Origin of the sequence: Okeania hirsuta, from assembly GCF_003838195.1 — a bacterium.
Lineage (GTDB): Bacteria > Cyanobacteriota > Cyanobacteriia > Cyanobacteriales > Microcoleaceae > Okeania > Okeania hirsuta.
In genome coordinates this window covers 1-21,998 of record NZ_RCBY01000136.1, presented here as the reverse complement: position 1 = coordinate 21,998, position 21,998 = coordinate 1, and the positions used below count along the sequence as shown (strand labels likewise).

At 37.8% G+C, this 21,998-nt stretch carries 17 protein-coding genes; 3 read left to right on the top strand and 14 right to left on the bottom strand.

The features are described from left to right. Positions 1-473 precede the first annotated feature (473 nt). Together fdxB and D5R40_RS20535 are read right to left on the bottom strand one after the other, a co-directional pair. Positions 474-773 (bottom strand): ferredoxin III, nif-specific, encoded by a 300-nt coding sequence (gene fdxB, locus D5R40_RS20540; protein ID WP_124146397.1) that lies wholly within the window; start codon positions 771-773, stop codon positions 474-476. Positions 774-1,712: 939 nt separating this feature from the next. After that, positions 1,713-3,512: a PAS domain-containing sensor histidine kinase gene (locus tag D5R40_RS20535; RefSeq protein WP_124146398.1), complete on the bottom strand. Its 1,800-nt coding sequence runs from the start codon at positions 3,510-3,512 to the stop codon at positions 1,713-1,715. 579 nt (positions 3,513-4,091) lie between these two features. Here D5R40_RS20535 and D5R40_RS35695 point away from each other — a divergent pair. After that, positions 4,092-4,250: a hypothetical protein gene (locus D5R40_RS35695; RefSeq protein WP_161565030.1), complete on the top strand. Its 159-nt coding sequence runs from the start codon at positions 4,092-4,094 to the stop codon at positions 4,248-4,250. A 150-nt stretch (positions 4,251-4,400) separates the two neighbouring features. Continuing rightward, entirely contained in the window at positions 4,401-5,051 is a 651-nt protein-coding gene (locus tag D5R40_RS20530; RefSeq protein ID WP_124155127.1) for an adenylate/guanylate cyclase domain-containing protein, read from the top strand. A gap of 180 nt (positions 5,052-5,231) precedes the next feature. Here D5R40_RS20530 and modB (D5R40_RS20525) read toward each other — a convergent pair whose 3' ends face one another. Beyond that, entirely contained in the window at positions 5,232-7,139 is a 1,908-nt protein-coding gene (modB, locus tag D5R40_RS20525) for a molybdate ABC transporter permease subunit (protein WP_124155126.1), read from the bottom strand. Next, positions 7,139-8,914, bottom strand: coding sequence for a molybdate ABC transporter permease subunit (gene modB / locus D5R40_RS20520; protein WP_124155125.1), 1,776 nt, complete (start codon positions 8,912-8,914; stop codon positions 7,139-7,141). Before modB (D5R40_RS20520) ends, modB (D5R40_RS20525) begins: the two co-directional genes overlap by 1 nt. Positions 8,915-9,941: 1,027 nt before the next feature. On the opposite strand from modB (D5R40_RS20520), the gene D5R40_RS20515 reads away from it, so the two are divergent. Then, positions 9,942-10,169 carry a hypothetical protein gene (locus D5R40_RS20515; protein WP_124146401.1) on the top strand — a complete coding sequence of 76 codons (228 nt, stop codon included), beginning with the start codon at positions 9,942-9,944 and terminating at the stop codon, positions 10,167-10,169. A 565-nt stretch (positions 10,170-10,734) separates the two neighbouring features. Here the strand turns inward: D5R40_RS20515 and modA are convergent. The 10 genes from modA to D5R40_RS20465 form a co-directional block, all read right to left on the bottom strand. Continuing rightward, positions 10,735-11,550: a molybdate ABC transporter substrate-binding protein gene (modA, locus tag D5R40_RS20510; protein WP_124146402.1), complete on the bottom strand. Its 816-nt coding sequence runs from the start codon at positions 11,548-11,550 to the stop codon at positions 10,735-10,737. 827 nt (positions 11,551-12,377) lie between these two features. Further along, on the bottom strand, positions 12,378-12,695 hold the full coding sequence (locus D5R40_RS20505) for a 2Fe-2S iron-sulfur cluster-binding protein (protein ID WP_124146403.1): 318 nt from the start codon (positions 12,693-12,695) through the stop codon (positions 12,378-12,380). Positions 12,696-13,211: 516 nt separating this feature from the next. Continuing rightward, entirely contained in the window at positions 13,212-13,562 is a 351-nt protein-coding gene (locus D5R40_RS20500; protein ID WP_124146404.1) for a HesB/IscA family protein, read from the bottom strand. 319 nt (positions 13,563-13,881) lie between these two features. Then, positions 13,882-14,649, bottom strand: a complete 768-nt coding sequence (locus D5R40_RS20495; RefSeq protein WP_124146405.1) for a HesA/MoeB/ThiF family protein — start codon at positions 14,647-14,649, stop codon at positions 13,882-13,884. A 12-nt stretch (positions 14,650-14,661) separates the two neighbouring features. Further along, complete coding sequence (gene nifW, locus D5R40_RS20490; RefSeq protein ID WP_124146406.1) at positions 14,662-14,973, bottom strand: nitrogenase-stabilizing/protective protein NifW; 312 nt, start codon at positions 14,971-14,973, stop codon at positions 14,662-14,664. Positions 14,974-15,640: 667 nt separating this feature from the next. Then, the gene (locus D5R40_RS20485) at positions 15,641-16,114 is read right to left on the bottom strand and encodes a NifX-associated nitrogen fixation protein (RefSeq protein WP_124146407.1); all 474 of its coding nucleotides are present in this window, start codon (positions 16,112-16,114) and stop codon (positions 15,641-15,643) included. A 4-nt stretch (positions 16,115-16,118) separates the two neighbouring features. Further along, entirely contained in the window at positions 16,119-16,538 is a 420-nt protein-coding gene (gene nifX, locus D5R40_RS20480; protein ID WP_124146408.1) for a nitrogen fixation protein NifX, read from the bottom strand. A gap of 265 nt (positions 16,539-16,803) precedes the next feature. Beyond that, positions 16,804-19,608: a bifunctional nitrogenase iron-molybdenum cofactor biosynthesis protein NifEN gene (locus D5R40_RS20475; protein ID WP_124146409.1), complete on the bottom strand. Its 2,805-nt coding sequence runs from the start codon at positions 19,606-19,608 to the stop codon at positions 16,804-16,806. Positions 19,609-19,983: 375 nt separating this feature from the next. Next, on the bottom strand, positions 19,984-21,282 hold the full coding sequence (locus D5R40_RS20470) for an RNA-guided endonuclease InsQ/TnpB family protein (protein WP_192901295.1): 1,299 nt from the start codon (positions 21,280-21,282) through the stop codon (positions 19,984-19,986). A gap of 382 nt (positions 21,283-21,664) precedes the next feature. Continuing rightward, positions 21,665-21,895 carry a hypothetical protein gene (locus tag D5R40_RS20465; protein WP_205127671.1) on the bottom strand — a complete coding sequence of 77 codons (231 nt, stop codon included), beginning with the start codon at positions 21,893-21,895 and terminating at the stop codon, positions 21,665-21,667. Between the last annotated feature and the right edge of the window lie 103 nt (positions 21,896-21,998).

Sequence of the window (21,998 nt, the reverse complement as noted above, 5' to 3'; positions counted from 1 at the left end):
GGTATGCTCCGCATACCTACCCCTTCTTTAAAAAGAATTATCATTATTTTAAAAGGAAAAATCAATATTTTAGACAGTTATTTAATCCTTAAAACCTTTATCAAACAATAGTTTTGAGCTGCTTGTCACCCCGTGATAACAGAGAGGAAGTTTAACGTTTTGGCTCTCTCCAGAGGTGATGGAGCAGTGGCTCAACCCAAAGAAAACAGGTACCTATAGTGATATAGCTACCCTTGTTAATGGCTACACTACAATGTTTATTTAGGTTAGGGGGACGGCAAACTGAAGGATTTTTGGCATCAATATTTGCCCTTATGGCAGTGGTTTCGCACTTACCAAATTTTTATGATGACATAGTTGCACAAAAAAAGTCAGGGAGTTCAGACTTTAGGTGAATAATTTTACTAATACACCTAAAACTGATACTCCACAAACTTCTATATTAATATTTATGAGTTGACATTCTTCCGAACTCATACAGCTGCAGGAGCATGAGTGAAGCATTTCTTACCACAAATGTTAGCGCAAGCTTCACATCCGATACAGTCATCTGCATTAGTAATAGTCATTACTTTCCGTAATACTTCATCATCATCATCATCATCATCATCCACAAATTCTCCATGCTCGTTGATGGGTCTAAGTTCTAGAACATTTCTATGACAAACTTTAAAGCAACGACCACAACCTAGGCATTTATTCATGTCAATAGATTCGACATACTGAGGAGTCCAAGCTGTACCACCTTTAGTTAAAGCTGTTAATGTTGCCATTGGTTCTTCTCCTTAATTAATAGACTGAATGTTTTGTTTTGTTTGCTTTGTTCCATCTTTTTATATAATAGCTATTTCCTCTAGCAAAAAAGTATAAAAAAATACTTTTTTCAGGTTTTTTGTAATATTTGATTATGGCTTTTTTTGTATGTTTATTTATTAGAAAATATTTGCAATTATTGCTAGATAAATATACCTATAAACCGTCAAAGTCTCTATATAAGTTTTGACGATATTTTTGGTTGAATTGAGACAATACCAGCAAATAAAATGGACTATTGATATTACTTAAGTTTCGTCAGATACTGGTAATAGAAATTATGAATATAATTAGTGTGCTTTAACACAGTTATAAATTATTTTATGAAAACTAAATAGTAGGATATTGAAGTTGAATACTCTATTGTTTAAAACTTCAAATAGTTTGATGTTCGTAGCTACTCTTCCGTTGCGTTTTGAGTGTTAGGAAGCAGATTTTTCTACGTTGTCTGAGTTTTAAGCTTTTGATATTTCCTAACAGTAATGGCGACTGCGATAATTAGACTCTCAAACAAACATATTTACCCTTCAAGTTTTTCGGTTTTCAACTGTACCGTAGGGCATGCGGAAACAGGCTTTTGATAGCATTTGCGCAGCATTCCCATAGGAAAGCTCATCTGTTTGCGGAGCATTCCGAACGAAAAGAGGCAATAGAGTAAACCCTTGGGCAGAGATCTGTGGATTAAATATTGCAAGGTTTTAAGTTTAAGTGGACTCAATGTTGGTGCAGCCTTGCGGAGCGTAAACCAAGAATCCTGGTTTCAGGAGAATCTCCGTGTCTGCCTCTTTCAGAGGAGCTGCGCTAACAGGTCGGAGAGTATGTTAATACTTCTACCCCTAGCTAAATTGTTTAGATTTGGTATTAGGTTTGAGAGCAGCTTTTTCCACATATTACCTTCTTCAATTTCCAGCCTTAACTGGAATTAATATTTCAAATAATGTACCTTCATTTTGATTAGATATACATCTCAGTTCTCCCCGATGTTTTTCGACAACAATTTGGTGAGAAATTGATAGTCCTAGACCTGTACCCTTGCCCACTGATTTGGTTGTAAAAAACGGGTCAAAAATGCGATTTTGAACAGATTCGCTAATACCACGCCCATTATCAGAAAGGGAAATTTTCACAAAATCTTGATTTACTCCTGTTTCTGACTTTTGAGATATTTCTGTTTTTATGGTAATAATTCCCGGTTCTTTTTGTTCTTCAAGAGCATCTATGGCATTAGCAATAATATTCATAAATACTTGATTCAACTGACTAGCATAACACTCAATATTGGGTAAATTTCCATAGTCTTTGAGCAATGTTATTTCTGGTCTTTTTTCTGTAGCTTTGAGGCGATGTTGTAAAATTAATAAAGTGCTATCTATACCAGAGTGAATATCTACTTTTTTCATCTCCGATTCATCTAAGCGAGAGAAATTTCGTAAAGATAAAACTAACTCTCTAATTCGATTAGCTCCTATATTCATTGAGTCGACCATTTTAGGCAAATCTTCAATCAAGAAATCTGCTTCACACTCTTCAGCAAAATCTTGAATTTCTGGAATCGGATCTTGATAGTTTTGTCGATACAAATTTAATAAATGTAGTAGATCTCTAATGTAGTTATTTGTATGAATAATATTGCCGTATATAAAGCTAATTGGATTATTAATTTCATGGGCAATACCAGCAACCATTTGACCTAGACCAGACATTTTTTCTGCTTGTACTAATTGAGCTTGAGTCTTTTGCAATTCTTTTAAAGCTTTTTCTAATTGCAATGCTCTTTCTCGTTCGCGTTTTTCTGATTCTCGTAGTGCAATTTCTCCTTGTTTTCGTTCTGTGATGTCGCGAATAATTGCTAGGACTTCATCTTTACCACTTTTGACATAACGAGCTTCATAATGATAGAGGTTATAATTAATAATAGTAGAATATTCTGCTGCTTGCACTTTATCAGTGCTGAGAGTAAGCTTTAAATAGTGTCGAGCCCAAATAGCTAAATCTTGGGGAAATATTTCTTCTATAGTTTTCCCTAGTACTTCTGATGCTTTGGGGGCATTTTCATCATCTTTTGATGGGTAGAAGTCGAGAAAAACTCCTTTTGAGTCAAGGCGTAACATTAAGTCGGGAATAGCATGGAGAAGACTATGGTTGCATTTTTGACTTTCTTGTAGTGCTTCTTCTACTCTCTTGCGTTCGGTGATGTCAAATCTAATGGCTAAGTATTGATAAGGTTGTCCGAGGTCGTTTAAAAAAGGTACGATAGTTGTATTAACCCAATAATAACTACCATCTTTAGCCTTATTTTTAATTTCCCCTCTCCACACACGACCAGAGCTAATAGTAGACCACAAATCTTTAAAAAACTTTGGGGGATGATATTTAGAGTTAAGCAAACGATGACTTTTTCCGATTAATTCTTCTCTAGAATATTGAGATATTTCATAAACTTTATCATTCACATATTGAATAATACCTCTTTGGTCTGTAATGGCAACGATCGCTGCTTGATCTATAGCAAATTTAATATCAGATAGTTCTTTGAGGGTTTTCCGCAGTATTGCTTCTAGTAAGCGACGTTCTGCTATTTCCTGATTGTGGCTAGTTAAGTTTTGTAAATCGTGATTTTTTTCAATGAAGGATGCTACCATCTGATTGACCTGGTAATTTTCATAATCAGATTGATTTAGCACTTGATTAGTTTCCATTGGTTTTTGTTACTCCTGGTTGGATTTTGATGCACTGCTAATATTTCTAACTCCACTTTCAGGTTGAGAATTATTTGTAGCTTTTTTGGCTCGCAACCTGTAAATATGAAGCTAGTTCCGATCTAGCGACTTAATTTTGGTGAATTAATTTTTAAGCTTAAACATATGAAATGCTTATATTAATATTAAGAGGATATAATTTTTCTACCTTAGAGTTTAGTTAAATTGATTACTAATTTCTCAATCTTTAGGTAAAAATTTATTGCTGATTATTAAAAACATTTAATATAAATATAAATATTTAATGCAGTTATTCTGGATACTTAAATTTCTTTAAAGGCTTGTTTACAACCTCGGAGAGGATTATTTAAAGCTTTTTTTTGTTATACCCTCCCTATTTGAGTTAGATTTACTGGGAACAAAAAATCTCTTAAAGCATCTCTAGTTATTAGAGATTTATTTATTAATTTTTGTAATATTAGCTACAAAAAAATAATCTTTTTGAGTGTAGTCAAAAGAATATTTAGCAAAGCTCAAAATATTTCTTGATTTGAGACTATAAAAATACTAATTTTCTAAATGGAAAATGCCAGATTGTATGATGCTTGTCAGGGTTTTATTCCGGAACAGTTTCTCAGCTTTTTAGAGAAAAAGAGCATTGTGAATTTGAAATTGGGCGATCGCTTGGAACGAGAGATAACGGTCTTATATCATGTCCGGTTGAATAGTGATAAATAAATAACTACGGAGGAGTCAGGAGTCAACCCACCCCTCGCCCCTCCCCCTCCCAGGAGGGGAACTCAGGAGTCAGGAGGAAAGAAATGAAGAAAGAAGAAAGAAGAACTGGAGTTGAAGGAGAAAGTTTTTTTGATAACTAATTATCCGGACATGATATTATTCTGGGATATTCACGATTTTACTACCATCTCCGAACAGATGACTCCAGAGGAAAACTTCGCTTTTATTAACCAGTATCTTAGTTATATGGAACCCCAAATTCAAAAATATGGCGGATTTATTGATAAATATATTGGTGATGCTATTATGGCTTTGTTTCCCAATTCTGCCGACGATGCGGTTCAAGGGGCGATCGCTATGCTGGAACAGTTGAAAACATACAATTCAGAGCGACAACAAAGGAATCTAAAACCCATTCGTATTGGTATTGGTTTGCATACGGGTACGTTAATTTTAGGAACTGTAGGTGGATTTGGATGCATGGACGGAACTGTGCTCGGGGATGCAGTGAATCTCTCCTCGCGAGTGGAAGGGTTAACAAAAACTTATGGAGTTTCACTTTTAATTACTGATAAAACTTGGCAAGGTTTAAAAAATTCTTTGGCATACGACCTCAGATTTATTGACAGGGTGAGAGCTAAAGGAAAAGCCAAAGCGGTTAGTTTATTTGAAATTTTTTCTGCCGATCCGCCAGAATTACGAGATGCTAAAATCGCCACTAAAGAGAAGTTTGAAAGGACTGTTTTGTATTTCATCAAGAATTATTTCCAGAAGCAGCAGATTTATTTCAAGAATGCTTAGAATATGGTCAGGGCGATCGGGTTATCTGTAGTTATCTTGAACGATGTCATCAGAAGGTAGAAGGCAGAAGGGTAAAGAAAGGTTTATAAGAATTCTGAATTTCCTACGGAATACTCCGCTCGTCACTATCAGACTTTTTCAGCAAACCCTAATTAACCTTATTCCTTCTTCCTTAGAAGATCAATAATTAACCTTCCACCTTCCAGTTTCTTCCTTCCAGCTTCTTCCTTCCAGCTTCTTCCTTCTTCCTTCTGTGATAGTTCCTTCTAGTAACAACAAACGCGAGGGTTGAAGACAAACCTGCCAAGGAAAAGAACGATTTTTGATTTCACGCCATTTTTCCTTAAATACTTCTGCTTGTAAATGGTAGTCAAAAGCATTTTTTGCAGGTTGATATAATTTTAAGTACAAAGTTACTCGATGTTGAGTTTCACTAATAGCTGCTAACCAACAAGGAAAAGTATTCGGTTCTGTTGACTCCTCACTAAAAGTAATCTGGTGAGCGCGAATGCCAACATGAGAAAAAGATTCTGGAATAGGTTCAATTATATCAAGACTGCATCCCCACTCAATAGCTTCTATTTTTCGGTTGTCAATTATTACTGCTTGAGAAAAGTTCTTACAACCAGTTAACTGAGCAACTCTTACACTGGTAGAATATTCAAAAATGTCATGTTTGACACCGTGATCAAGAGCAATTCCGTCATCGACAACCAAAAGATTTTGACAAATGCGGTAAGCTTCCTCTAGGTTGTGAGTCACTAATAAAGTCACCCCTTGATAATTTTCTAGGGTGGCAATAACCAATGTTTCAATCTGATGGCGCAGGTGGGTATCTAATGCGGAAAAAGCTTCATCTAACAACAAAGCATCGGGTTGACTTGCTAATGCTCGTGCTAAAGCTACCCTTTGTTGCTGACCTCCCGAAAGTTCTTCTGGATATCGTTTGCCATATCCTGGTAACTGCACTGCCAATAGATAAGCTTCCACTTGTTGTTTAATTTCTGTGGATGAAAGACCTTTGGGCAAACCAAAAGCAATATTTTGTGCAACAGTCATGTGGGGGAAGAGAGCATAATTTTGAAATAGATAACCGACGTGGCGATCGCGACTGGGCAAATTAATTTTCTGTTGCGAATCAAATAATACTCGCCCATTTAAAACAATTCGACCTTTTGTAGGAGTTTCTAAACCAGCAACGCAACGTAAAATCATGCTTTTACCAGCACCAGACCCTCCCAATAACCCCAATGGTTTGTTATTAGCATTGAAACAAACATCCAAGAGAAACCCAGGCAATTTTTTTTGGATATCTACTAATAGACTTTGTGAGTTTGTGTGGGAGTTTAGTCTCAAAGGTTGTGTTTTGACTACGGGTACAGAACGCACATCTACAATTTGTTTTTCTGTTTTTTTTGCCCTACGTTTTTTGATTTTAGATTCTGACCAATAGTTGACACCAGTTATTACTCCTAAAGATATGGCTAAAATTACTAACACCCAGGCAAACGCTTCATTCATATTCCCACTTTCGGAAGCGAAGAAAATAGCTATCGGAATAGTTTCTGTTTTCCCAGGAATGCTACCTGCCAACATTAAAGTAGCGCCAAACTCACCAAGCGATCGGGCAAAAGCTAATAATGTCCCGGCAATAATTCCTGGTTTTGCCAAGGGTAACAAAATTCGCCAAAATACAGTCCATTCAGAAGCACCTAAAGTTCTAGCACAAGCAAGGAGACTGGTATCAATTTGAGTAAAAGCTGCCAGTGATGTTTTGTACATCAGGGGGAATGACACCACAGTGGCCGCAATGACGGTTGCAGGCCAAGTGAAAATCAATGTTATCCCCATTGATGAGAGTAGCTGACCAAGGGGGCCGTTTCTACCAAATAATAATAGTAATAGAAAACCTGTTACGGTTGGAGGCAATACTAGAGGAGATGTTAAGATGGCGTCAATTATACCTTTGCCTTTACCACGATATCCGAGCATCCAACGTGCTGCTGTGATGCCGAGGAAAAAGGTGATTACTGTAGTAACTGCTGCAGTTTTTAGGGAAATCCAAGCAGGAGATAGGTCTAAGTTCATTATCGATTTTTGATTTCACGCCATTTTTCCTTAAATACTTCTGCTTGTAAATGGTAGTCAAAAGCATTTTTTGCAGGTTGATATAATTTTAAGTACAAAGTTACTCGATGTTGAGTTTCACTAATAGCTGCTAACCAACAAGGAAAAGTATTCGGTTCTGTTGACTCCTCACTAAAAGTAATCTGGTGAGCGCGAATGCCAACATGAGAAAAAGATTCTGGAATAGGTTCAATTATATCAAGACTGCATCCCCACTCAATAGCTTCTATTTTTCGGTTGTCAATTATTACTGCTTGAGAAAAGTTCTTACAACCAGTTAACTGAGCAACTCTTACACTGGTAGAATATTCAAAAATGTCATGTTTGACACCGTGATCAAGAGCAATTCCGTCATCGACAACCAAAAGATTTTGACAAATGCGGTAAGCTTCCTCTAGGTTGTGAGTCACTAATAAAGTCACCCCTTGATAATTTTCTAGGGTGGCAATAACCAATGTTTCAATCTGATGGCGCAGGTGGGTATCTAATGCGGAAAAAGCTTCATCTAACAACAAAGCATCGGGTTGACTTGCTAATGCTCGTGCTAAAGCTACCCTTTGTTGCTGACCTCCCGAAAGTTCTTCTGGATATCGTTTGCCATATCCTGGTAACTGCACTGCCAATAGATAAGCTTCCACTTGTTGTTTAATTTCTGTGGATGAAAGACCTTTGGGCAAACCAAAAGCAATATTTTGTGCAACAGTCATGTGGGGGAAGAGAGCATAATTTTGAAATAGATAACCGACGTGGCGATCGCGACTGGGCAAATTAATTTTCTGTTGCGAATCAAATAATACTCGCCCATTTAAAACAATTCGACCTTTTGTAGGAGTTTCTAAACCAGCAACGCAACGTAAAATCATGCTTTTACCAGCACCAGACCCTCCCAATAACCCCAATGGTTTGTTATTAGCATTGAAACAAACATCCAAGAGAAACCCAGGCAATTTTTTTTGGATATCTACTAATAGACTTTGTGAGTTTGTGTGGGAGTTTAGTCTCAAAGGTTGTGTTTTGACTACGGGTACAGAACGCACATCTACAATTTGTTTTTCTGTTTTTTTTGCCCTACGTTTTTTGATTTTAGATTCTGACCAATAGTTGACACCAGTTATTACTCCTAAAGATATGGCTAAAATTACTAACACCCAGGCAAACGCTTCATTCATATTCCCACTTTCGGAAGCGAAGAAAATAGCTATCGGAATAGTTTCTGTTTTCCCAGGAATGCTACCTGCCAACATTAAAGTAGCGCCAAACTCACCAAGCGATCGGGCAAAAGCTAATAATGTCCCGGCAATAATTCCTGGTTTTGCCAAGGGTAACAAAATTCGCCAAAATACAGTCCATTCAGAAGCACCTAAAGTTCTAGCACAAGCAAGGAGACTGGTATCAATTTGAGTAAAAGCTGCCAGTGATGTTTTGTACATCAGGGGGAATGACACCACAGTGGCCGCAATGACGGTTGCAGGCCAAGTGAAAATCAATGTTATCCCCATTGATGAGAGTAGCTGACCAAGGGGGCCGTTTCTACCAAATAATAATAGTAATAGAAAACCTGTTACGGTTGGAGGCAATACTAGAGGAGATGTTAAGATGGCGTCAATTATACCTTTGCCTTTACCACGATATCCGAGCATCCAACGTGCTGCTGTGATGCCGAGGAAAAAGGTGATTACTGTAGTAACTGCTGCAGTTTTTAGGGAAATCCAAGCAGGAGATAGGTCTAAGTTCATTATTGATGTTGAAGAAGGTTGTAGGCTAATTATTTAGTGGTAGGTTAATAAAATAATGGTTGGGAACTAGGGTAGGCAAATCTGAAATTGAGGTTATTCTGTTTCAGAACTTTAATAGACCTCTCCAAAAATGCCAATTTTATTAGGGCAATATACAGGTTTCAGAATCTTTTCTAGAGATGTCTCAGTGGCTATCCATAATTACTTTATATTTTTATATTTTCTATCTTTTTTCCTGGCATAAACTGTTTTGTTGACTACAAGATAGAGAAATATTTGATTTCTTTAGGGAAAAAAATAGGAACTTTGGCAGGAAAGTTCCTAGATAAAAATTTATTTATTACCAACGCTCAAAATTATGATATAATTAGCGAAATTTGTTAAGCTGTTGTGATCAAAACTTGAGACTAAGACAAGGGAGCGAACTTATGCGATCGCCCCCATACTTGAGATGGACTTCCATTACCCGATAGTCCTGCATAGTAATGGTAGGATACATATTTTTTAATTTCTCCCACACTCCCCTCCTGGGAGGGGGAGGGGCGAGGGGTGGGTTGACTCCTGAGGACTCACAACAGTCATTTATAAGTATTCAACCGTTAGCGTAGCTCCCCCGGAGGGGGAACATGATATTACATTTCATTAACGCACCCTACTGGACTTTGTTATGCTGACGGAATGCTCCGCAAACACTGTCGCTTGCTATCGCAAAGCTGCGCTGACGCACTGACAAAATAGCGTTGCTTTACGTAAGTTTAGCCAAGATTTAGGAGTGATGCGCGATCGACTCATTGCATCAAATTCTCATTCTAAGAGACCAAAAGAATAAAAGAAGGATGCTTTTCATCAAAAAGTAGGGACGTAGCACAAAATGAAATAGTAAGTCAAAAGTCACTTAAGAGAACAAAATAAATGTTAATGTTATAAAAATGTTATTGTTATGGTTGTAGTTGTTTAATGGAAAATTGAAATTATGTAAAAGCTAATAAGCTTATTATTAAGTGCAGTAATAATAGTCTGTGCAAGTATGATTACCGTAGTAGAGCCAGCTGCAGCCTCCCAAATAGGGTTGGAAAATTGGGTAATGGAAAATGAATTGAAATTAAGTATTGATTATGTTGCGTATCCGGGTTTGGTGGAAATTCGTCCGTATGGTAAGGACAAGAGTGTAGTAGGTGAGGAAGTTTTGAAAGAGTGTAATGATGAGGGGGGTGATTTTATTGAGCATGATGATCGTTATTATTGCCTATTTTAATTGTTGTTTAAATTGTGTATATTTAAAATAATAAAATAAATAATTAATAAATGGTGGGTTGCAAATAATATTAGCATCATTTACTCGCCCTGCAGTTACCCCATCATCGCAGCCCCATTTGCTGTAATGAATGTATGGGCAACCTTTGAGCCAAACCAACTTCCCAAAGGGTCTACCTGGTACACCTCCTGGTACCCCTCCAGGTCTAAGTTCAGTTGTCCAGGAACCCCTTCCCTACCCTTTGGTTTGGCCTGAAAACCCTTAGTCATTTTGTCCAAAAAGCAACTCCCCCAATTACGGCGGGGAGTTGTGTTTTTCTTTTTAGGAGTATACCGTTTTGCGGAAGTTAAAAGTCAAAAGTCAAAAGTCAAAAGTAAGGTTTTATAGGCTCAAAACTTTGAGGCTACAGTTTTGACGCTACAGTAATTTCAGGAAATAATTTCACATATAGGTATCATTCCTGACGAGTTCAGTTAAATAGTCAGGACTTACGCAGAAATCGGACGGCAGCTATGATTTTCTTCTAAAATTCTGTCTCCTGTCTCCTGTCTCCTGACTCCTTCTTCTAATAATTGTTGTTTAGTGTAACAAAACCATATTTTTCAAACACAGCTTTTGCCTCTGGAGTAAACATAAATTCTGCTAATTGTTTAGCCGCTTCAACATTTTTACTATCTTTAATTACTGCAATGGGATAAACTACTGGTGTATGAGATTTATCAGGTGCATTAGCAACAATTTTTACTGCCTTTGAAGCGTTAGTATCTGTACGATAAACAATGCCAGCATCAACATTTCCTGTGGCGACATAATTGAGAACTTGGCGTACATTTTTAGCAAAAACTATTTTCTTTTCAAGTGCTTCATAAATACCCAAAGAAGTTAGGACTTCTTGGGCATATTTTCCTGCGGGAGAGCTTTCTGGTTCGCCAATGGATATGTTTTTAATAGTGTCTTTTGTTAAGTCTTGAAATGTGTTAACTGCAGCGGTATTTTCTGTAGGAACTATTAACACTATTTGATTTTTCAAAAGGTCCCGAAGACTTTCATCTATTATTAGATCTTTTTCTTGCAAAATATTAATATGGGAAGGAGATGCGGAGATAAATAAATCAACTGGCGCTCCTTGTTCAATTTGTTGTCGTAGAGAACCGGAGGAAGATAAATTTAAAGTTAAAGAAGTATTGGTATTTTTTTGTTCATAAATAGGCTCTATCTCTTCCATTGCATCTTTGAGGCTAGTTGCTGCTGAAACTGTTAAATTTATTGTTGAAGCGGTAGACTCAGAAGATGAATTATTCGTAGTTTGGCTACAACTAATTGTTAATAAACAGGAAAGTATAGCCATACAAATTAAGACCAGAATTCGATTTTTTTTCATACCTATTACTCCAATTTTTAATTTTGATCAAAATTGTTAATATTGTAGAGGTTTTTTGCTAATATTTTCGGAGTAAATAAATTCAAACTTGGATATAGATATGAAAATTAGTGCTCTTATGGTAGGGGTTATATCAAATCCGTTTCATTGGACTTGAAGAAGGAGACAGGAGACAGTAGACAGGAGACAGGAGGAAAATTACATGGGGATTCGCTCCCCCAAGTAATGCGTGAACACGACCGTTGACGGTGGGGTATTAAACCCACAAAGAAAATGATAAAAAAAATCTTCAATCGCCATAACTACGTTTATCTTTGTAATTCTTTCTCCTCCTGACTCCTGAGGACTGACTCCTTTTGGCTCCTAACTTAACCATTCTATGGCTGTTTAACCGGATTTGATATTAACGGCCGTTAACCCCTACACCGCTGTTAACCACTACAAACTGTGTATAATTTCATCTTTTGTGTAAGTCCTGTAAATAAAATTATAGGCAAGAAAAATAATTTTGATTCCCGACTCCCAACTCTCTGCTGCATATAAATTACCCCCCTAGAGTCTTAAATAAAAACTACAGGAGGGCAAAATATCAGATAATTTACCGAATAATTAATAATTAAATAATTCTGGTTTAAAGCCTCCCCTTTTAAGGGAAAAAAAGCGGTTGTTAGCGGAGCTTCCCGAAGGGTGGGATGGATGGGTTTCCTAACCATATCCAATCGACCAAGAGAAGAAATAATATTTCCTTATATTCAATTCCGTAACGGTTTTAACCAGAGGTAATTATCAATTATCCATTATCAATTATCAATTAATGAACAGTGGTATTACACCAAATAAGCTTCTTGGTGAGTTTTGATAACGCAATCAGACTTAGGTTTGGCGACACACAGTAATACCCAACCTTTTTCTACCTGCTCGTCATCTAAGAAGTTTTGATCCTCTTGATCGACTTCTCCTTCTACTATTCTGGCAGCACAACTAGAGCAAGACCCGGCGCGACAAGAAGAAGGAAATTCTATGTCAGGTTCCAGTTCTTCTGCCGCATCAAGGATATATGTATCCTCATCAACTTCGATAGTGATATCGATTTCTGGGGGTTGTTTTTTCTTGCCTTTGATTAGCTGTACTTTATAAGTAGCCATTGATTGAGATCCTCCTTTTCTTAGTTGTTCTTTCGTCTCAAAAGACTTTTTTAAAAAGCGTTGAGCAGTTTAGCAATCAGTGGTCAGCTTTGCGCGTTTGCGGAGCATTCCGGAACTAAAAGGGGATGAGCAACCCCTCCTAAAATTCAACAAAAGCTAGTGCCACTACGCGGAACTCAAAAGTCAAAAGTCAAAAGTATTGATTGATTGGTAAGGCTTTATAGGATTTTTTAACTGGTCAGTTATTTCCGCCATCCTGCACTAGAAGTCGGGGATTTAAATCCAAGCTTTTCGGTGCGGAATGCTGCGCAAACAAATACCTAATTCTATTCACACAGGACTTACGCAAATTCACCTTGAAAACGTCATATGTAGGGGCGTTAACGATAGTTATGCGAAGCAAATGGTATTTGCTAACACAAAGATCCGCTAACGCCTCACTCGATTTAGTGTCCGTGCGTAAGTCCTGTCACAAATTTTTAGGCTGATAGCTGATAACTGATAGCTGATAGCTAGTTAACTACAAGGTACTCCTGTTGGGGTACAACCTCCTGCTTGGAAAGACTTTCCGCAACTACAAGTTTCTGTGGCGTTGGGATTAATAAACTTTAAACCGCTTTCAGTCAAACCCTCAATGTAGTCAACTACAACTCCTTCTAGTAAAGGCGCACTTTTTGGATCAATAAAAATCTGCAAATTTTCCTTGTAGAGCAGCAAGTCATCTTCTTTGGGAGCGTTGGCAATATTTAAGGCATATTCGTAACCACTACAACCACCATCCACAACAGAGATGCGGATGCCTTGATTTGAGTCTTTCAGGAACTTGGTAAGTTGAGAAGCGGCTTTTTCTGTTAAACTTATAGTCATAATTTTGAAGAAAAATAATTTAGACTTACCGATGACATAATTACCCAGATAGGCGACGACATCCGCCTGTTGTCTGGTTTAAGCAATTGGCACTTAGGAAATTATAGGAACGGGGCGATCGCTCTTTACAGCACTGTGTGAGACTAAATTAGTAGAAATATTGCACCCTGAATTTTGAAATTTCAGTTTCAGTTTCAGCGCTAAAGCATATCGTGTAAATATCACCTTTCCTATAAATTTCCTATTTATAGGCTAAACCAAAGATTTGACTAGAAACTGTTCATAGTGATAACTTCTGTGATTATGTTTTTACCACTTCCTATGAGTCAGCTTTTAACTCTTTGCTGAGGGAACCGCAAACTGGACAGTCTGGGTCATGGTAAGGGCGAAGTTTGGCAAATTCCATGGCATCCAAATCCATTGTCAGCAGTTGTGACCACAAGGGTTTACTAAATCCTGTAATCTGTTTGATTGCTTCTGAAGCTGCTAGACAAGCTAGGGTTCCAGAAACTACACCCAAGACTCCAAACCCACGTCGGTCCCATTCTGGTTTTTCTGGGAATAGACAAGACAAACAGGGAGTTTTACCAGGAACTATGGTAGTTAAATAAGCTTCCATGCTATTCATAGCAGCTTCCACCATTGGTTTGCGCCAACGTACACAGGCAGCATTAAGTAAATTCCGTTCGTCAAAGTTGTGAGCGCAGTCGAGGGCAATATCTGCCGACTGTACTAATGTGTCTGCATTTTCAGCAGTGACATATTCAGGTATAGCTTCAATTTCAACATCTGGATTAATGGCAGCTAGGGTTTCCTTAGCTTTGTCTACTCGCAGCTTACCCACCCAATCATCTGTCATCAAGATTTGACGATTCATGTCATCAAGGCGTAGTTCCCCACCTCGGACTAAAATCAGCTTCCCGACACCTGCTACTGCTAAATACAGTGCTACTGTGCCACCCAACCCACCAACTCCATTTACCACTGCTGTAGCTGATTTGAGTCGTTGTTGTGCTTCTTCACCAAAATCAGGAAGCATCATTTGGCGACTATAACGTTCTAATTCTTTGGGTGTCAGGTCGAACACTATAATTGCTCCTTACTCAGCAGTTATTTCTGTTAATTTAACTACATCTTTATGTTCTTGTTGAAAGACTGGAAATACTTTTTGTTCTTGAGCGCTAGATGTTAAGAAAGTTTGATAAGCTGACTCTAATGCTGTTTTATATTCTGTCAATTTTTCAGTTTCTGTCAGTCCTGTTTTTTCGTCAACTTCTGCAATTGCTACAGAAAACATTTTTAATATATGGAGGCGATTTACGTTGACTGCTGTTTGGTCGTAGGGAATGTCAAAAAAGCTGAGGAAGTCTTCTGCATCTACGAGTTTTTGGAAGTCTGTTAATGTCTTCATTTGATGAACCCTAAATTAATTAGATAAAGTAGTGCCGCTACGCGGAAGTTAAAAGTCAAAAGTCAAAATTCAAAAGTATTGATTTGTAATTGTTTGAGGATTTTGTAACTGGTCAGTTATTTCCGCAATCCTACAGTAGTGACTTTTTCTACTTTATTAGTATAGGTACAAATCTTCTTTTTTTCGTCTACTTTCAATTTTTTTTAATATTTGTGTGCAAAAAAAAAGCACTCTAGTTTGGTAATAATTCAGCTATTAGCTGTCAGCTATCAGCCACAAGATTTTCTCTTTAAGAACAGTGTTTAAATTAACAACTGACTTTAAGGTCAAGGGAAGCAACTTTTGTAGTAAGACAATTAATAGAGTTTTAATCGTAAACTAAAAGCAATAGCTGATAGCTGACGGCTGTTGGCGCAGCATTCCGGAGGAAATGCTTACCTACTTTGAGGGAGAGAGGTTGTTAGATATTTACCGAATCATTAATAATTAATAATTAATAATTAAATAATTCTGGTTTAAAACCTCCCCTTGAAAGGGGGAAAAAAGAAATAATATTTCCTTATATTCAATTCCGTAATAGTTTTAACCAGAGGTAATTATCAATTATCCATTAATTAAAAAATATGGTTCTAACTTTCCTCTCTAAATCTTTAGAAAAAATTACTACTTAGAGCTTGCAAACTTCCTTATATTTTTTGACTAATTCAATGCCTGCTCTACTCATTTTTTCTCCTTCATCTTCTAATTTTTCTAGAGAAGTAAACCCAAAACGTTGAGCATCCCGTAAAGTTCTAGAAACTACCAAAAGACGACCGCAAAATACAAGTGCCCAACCAAATCCTTCATGGTTTATACTAATAACTACTTGCATGATTTGATTGGTTTCTAATTCAATGCAAGTTGCTATTGCATTATAGAATAACTTAATCCGAGCTAAAGTCATCGGATTAACTTCTTCTTCTGTGGAAATTTGGCGTTTTTCTTGCTTACTAACAATATAAGGCTTGATAATTAATTCAGGAGACCAAGACTTATAAACTCCATAAGAGTCTTGAGCTTGAACTGCTCTAATTAATTCCCTAATAAAAGGAGCGGAATAAATGTCGGTTGTTGTTGTTGTTGTTTCTGTTTGAACAGTCATAATTTTACACCTCTTCAAGTACAGCTTCTAAGTCAGATTCGGAAGTTTTTTGTAAAGCTTTTCTGAGCCAGGGGGGAGGGCTACCTTTTAATGTTTCTACTAATCTGTCCAGAAGATCGGTAATTTTGTCTTCTGGAGATTTTGATTTCATTGGGGTCACTTTTTTGTTGATTAAACGACCTGCTGCTGGACCACCAATTTCTAGTACATAAACTATTGTGCAGTCGAGCAAAGCTTCAACTTTGGCATGAAGTTTTTCTAGTTTATCTTGTTTGGGGGCATCTTGATTGAGATTACCACCAAAAACAAGTGGCTCTAGAGTTTCGTATCCTTTGTCATCAACTTCATATAAAGCCATTTGTTTGGCAGAGCCAAAGTGACCATCTATATGAATAAAATCACTGGTTGCAAATGCAACTTTCATTGTTGTTTTCCTCCTGGTTTTAATGTACCGAATAACTAATAGTTAAAAACCATTAGTTATTGATAACAAACTTGTCTTTTAATCGCAGACAAAAATAAACTCTAAAATGAGGGCGGATTCGATTTTGTAGCGGATTTGTATTTAGTTTAACTATTAATTAAACCCGCCTCTGATTACCAAATATTTGTTTATTTATATCTGACTATTTATTAGATCGCAGATTGTAGTTAACAGAAGTGTATCTAACACCTACAACCTACCACCTTCATCGTGACAATAATGAATAATCATTGGTGTGAATTTTTGATTCTTCTTGCTCTAAGAAAATATTACCAATGTCGAATAATAAATTCATTGTACCACGATAACCAACATTACAACGTTGACCATTGCCGAGGCGATCGTGAATTGGCATACCCATGCGATATAGAGCAAGACCTAATTTCTCAGATATTAGTTTACCATGAGAATTAGTAATCAATAAATCTGAACCTGTGGCTACTTCCTCCAAGTCTCCCAAGTCGCCAATAATTACATTTTCTGTAGGCAATTTTTCCAATAAAGGCGATCGCGTAGTTGTCACAGCAGCTTTAATATCTGCTCCCATTTCTCGTAAAAACCAACTGGTTGCCCAAAGTAAATCTGGTTCCAGGGCAATAGATACTTGCTTATGCCCAAAATAGAAGTGGGTATCCAACATCGCATCCTGTAACTGCCGACGTTGGCGTTGGTATTTTGCAGGCACTTCACAACCTTTATCTAAGTGGGGGTCAGTACGAGAAACAATTAGCTGAGACAATTTTAGCAAGAAACTATCCACCGCACCCAAACCAGTCAACCGAGGAAATACTTGATATTGAGTGCCAAATTTTTCCTGCAAAATATTAGCTGCATTCCGCAGACTTTCCCCAATAACCAGAGTAAAACTTGACTGACTCAGGTTACGAAGTTCTTCTATGGTCGTTCCACCAGAACTTGTCGCGCTATAACTATCATCAACCAAATGTCCATCCAGAGACTGAGATAAGTCAGGTACAACTATTGGTATTAAGCCAAAAGATTCCACAATATCTCGAACTTCCTGCACATCTCCAGGAGCAAGACAACTACCTGCTAAAATTGTTACGAAAGGCTTTTTAGTTTCAGTAGGAATAGATTCGCCATAATCATAAGCTACTATACGTTCGACAGTAGCAGCAAAACCATCCTGAGCGGAACCCTTATAATCTGGACTAGAAACATTTAATATTGGCAATTCATCTAACTCAGGATGCTCTTCCCTAAACTTCTTGAGAATACCCTGTACATCATCGCCCCTGGTTTCAGTTAAACCAGTACTCAACAAACCAATAACTTCTGGTTTTGACTTCTCAACTTGGGTGAGAATAGCTGTATCGATGTTATCCTCTCCTCCCAAAATAGTCGTCACCTCACTCATGGCAGTAGTAGAAAGAGGAATAGCTTCGTGGAAGTGATTCACCAACAATACCTTGGCAAAAGCAGTACAACCTTGAGTCCCATGAAACAGTGGCATCATACCTTTAATTCCTAAGTAAGCTAAGGAAGCACCTAGAGGTTGACTCAATTTCAGAGGATTTGTGGATAAGGACTTTTTGGGAAAACTAACTGTTGCAGGTGGAATATTCGTCAGACTTGGTAAAGTTTCTACTGCTAAAACATCTTCTATCTGACATTCTTCTAACCAAGGTACAGGTTGTCGCACTTGTTCCCAAACTGGACTATGGAGTGCTTCATCTAATTCCTTTGCCATTTCGATGGTGCCATGATATCCAGCGTAGGGATGATGGCGTTCTTGGTTAATGTGCAAAAACGGAATTCTAGCTTTGAGGGCGGTATATTGGTTACGACCACCTGCGATGAGCATATCAGCTTTTGTGTCAGCAATGACTTTCAGCAGAATTTCGGCATTGCCCTTTTCTAGCAAAATACCATCTTTGCCGAGCAATTGTTTGATTTTTGCTTTGTCTTCTTCGGTACTTTTCTTAGTGCTGGTAGCGACCACATCCATACCTAAATCTTGAGCCGCCGAAATAATAGACCAGCTTTTCACCCCACCTGTGTAGAGTACAACTCTTTTACCTTTGAGACGTTGGCGATAAGGTTCTAATATTTCTTGGAGAATAGCTGTTTCTTCGGCAATGAGTTTTTCTGTACGCTCTTGCAGGTCAGCATCTCCAATTTTGGCAGCAATATTTCTGAGGCAGTTGTTAATATCGGCAACACCATAAAAAGATTCTTCAATATAAGGAATGCCGTATTTCTCCTCCATTTTCCGTGCCATATTGATCATAGCTTTGGAGCAGATCATCACGTTGAGTTTGGCACGGTGGGCGTAACAAATTTCTTTGTAGGTAGCATCTCCTGTAATTTTTGACAATACCCTAATGCCAAGTTTTTCAAACAGGGGTAACATTGCCCACATTTCACCCGCAATATTATATTCGCCGATGAGGTTAATATCGTAGGGTGTGGTAAATTCTGGTTCGGAAGTACCAACTACATGGTCTAATAATGCTTCCGCACTAACCCGGTTACCTAAATTTTTACTACCAATGAAACCAGGAGAGTTCACAGGAATGACCGGAAGTTCTAATTTTTTGGTGGCGACTTTACAAACCGTTTCTAGGTCATCTCCTATTAAAGAAGTAACGCAAGTAGCGTAGACAAATACCGCTGGAGGTTGATAACGTTTCTTTAATTCAGCGATCGCCTTAAGTAATTTTTTCTCACCACCCATGATAATGTCATTTTCGCTCATGTCCGTTGTGAAACCCATTTTGTAGAGATGGGAATCAGAGGAAAGACTACCACGAGTTCCCCAGGAGTTACCAGAACAACCTAAAGGTCCATGAACTAAATGAGCTGCATCTGTAATAGGTACAAGGGCGATACTCGCTCCATCAAAAGCGCAACCTCCCTGAGCTGCTCCTGGTGTTGCTTGTTGTTGACAGCCTTTTTGTTTTTTATCTCCGTTTTTGTGTTTGTGGTTGTGTTCGCAACCTGGCTCATTCATCAGTTCGGCAACCTTGCCTGGGGTCATCATAGCCATGTTATTAAGTCTCTATTTTTATGTACTACTTTGGGGCGGGGATATAGTATTTAATATTATAATTACAAATTTTTATTATTAGTTTTGTATAGAAATTATCATTTTGTAGGTTGGGTTGAGGAACGAAACCCAACAGAGCGAGAATGACAAATTTTTATTATTAGTCCGGTAGGGTGTGTTAGCGTTTGCGTAGCATTCCGCAGGAAAGCGTAACGCACCGAAATATTTGTTGGGATGGCGGTGGGTTACACTTCATTAACGCACCCTACAAGATGGCTGCTTAAGAATAACAAATTTTTATTATTGATGATTTTTTATAGTGAGTATATAAAGATAATGTTCTTGACCTCTCCCTGGGCTTTAGCCACAGGGATTCTAAGCTGTTGCTACGTGGCAGGATAAATCCGTGCCACTCCGCTTTTTAGCTTTGGTTTCCCAGATGCGAAATCTGGTAGCGAGGGTCAAAACTCGCCTACAGACCTTGGCTAGATTTACACCTAACTGTGTCTCTACTTTGCGAAGTATATTCGCAGCACCATTCAAATCAGCATTAACCAACAAACCTTTGTTAGTGCGGTACATCCCGCGTTTAACTCGTTTCCCCGATGGTTTCCACCCTTCAGGTTTTTCACCGAAAGTAGGTAGTTGATCGCCATCAAGAAAACTGGCTTTACTCGTATATGATTCCTCGCTTTCAACAAATTTAATGCTGTGTTCTGAACACATTTGTTTTACTCGTTCTTTGAGTTTAGCTGTGGGAATCTGCACAAATGATTGGGTTACTTTGCCTAAATTTACCTCTTGCCGTTGTCCTTGGTTCCATCCAAAAACTACCATACCAATTTGGTGTTCAATACAGTGGTTAACAACCAAACAAGCAGCTTTGTTAACTGCATCTCTCATCTGACGGTTACGTTTTTCTGTGATGTGGGCTAATTGGTGATCCCAATAACCCTGGGGCTTACCCTCTTTAAGGGTGGAAACTCGTTTGTTATACCACTGGTTAAAGCTTTTAAGCTTGCGCCCATCAACAATGAAACTAGTCCCAACATTAGAAACGCAACTTAACCAGTTGCTGATACCGGGGTCGATTCCCAAAACATTTTTAGGCTTTAATTCATATTGAACTACAATTTCTTTCTTGTATACAAACTCAACATAAAAACATCGATTACGTGGCAGTATCCGCAGTTCTTTAATGTCTACAAATTGTAGATTAGATGGCATAGGTATCAAAAAACTGTCTAATTTAAACCATCTTTTTACAGTTGTTCCAAGAGGGATTCTGATGTGTTCCCCAACAAGTCTTAAAGCCTGTTTAGGATAAGTTATCATCGCTAAACCATCTTTTTTACGGTAGCTAGGAACTCTCGGCTTAAAATGCAAATTACCCTTTTTGTATTTTTTGTCTAGCTCCTTAAATGATTTAAAAGACTCAGCAACAGACCTAAGTATTTGCTGTGCTGCCTGTGAGTGCAAAACTTGATAGTGTTTATTTGATTTGTATTCTTTTTCTAAATCATACTTACCAATTATTTTCTGGGCTTGGAAAAACAATTGACGGCCATAATAAATACCACAATTGGTTAGCTTGTGGGATTCAGAACAAATAAACTCCAGAATTGATTTTAAGTCTTCATCAGGGTTAATTAGATTTTGTTGACATCCATACAAATAAATCACCTCCTTAATATTATTAATTATCTCCTAAGTTTATATTTATAATGTTAAGATTATGTGGATACTGCGCCCCGGAATCCCGCCGTGTCTCGTTTCATCCCCTGCGAGGATACGACAGGGGCTTTCACGTTCCCGTTAAGTTTCCGGTAAGTGTCGAGCTTGTTGTTGGGTTGCGCTGGCGCTTAACCCAACCTACTAATCTTAAAGAATGACAAATTTTTGTTTTTATTTTGTTTGTATAAAAATAGGAGCAGATCGCTCTTAAATTTCCATCAGTCATTGCCCAATATTTGCACTCATAATTTTGGCAATTTGCTTGAGAATACTTAAAACATCATATAACTGATTTCTGCGAGGTAGTAGCAGATAAAAAACATTAGACATCATATTGGGGAACACCTGCCGTCAACATTTTAACAAACATAAATTCATCCCCACTACTAATCATACCATAGACAGGACGTTCGGGATTGGGATTTGCCATCATATAAGTCATTAGTTGAGGTAAAGCTACTGAAAAACCAATAGTAGATTTAGATTCAACCAGGAGAACCCAAAGTTGTTGTGCAATAACTAAAGTATCCACTCTAACTGCGTAAAATTTCATCCTTGTCTTCTACTATCTATTCCCTATTGCTATATGATTCAAACTTACCCCAACATTAGAAACGCAACTTAACCAGTTGCTGATACCGGGGTCGATTCCCAAA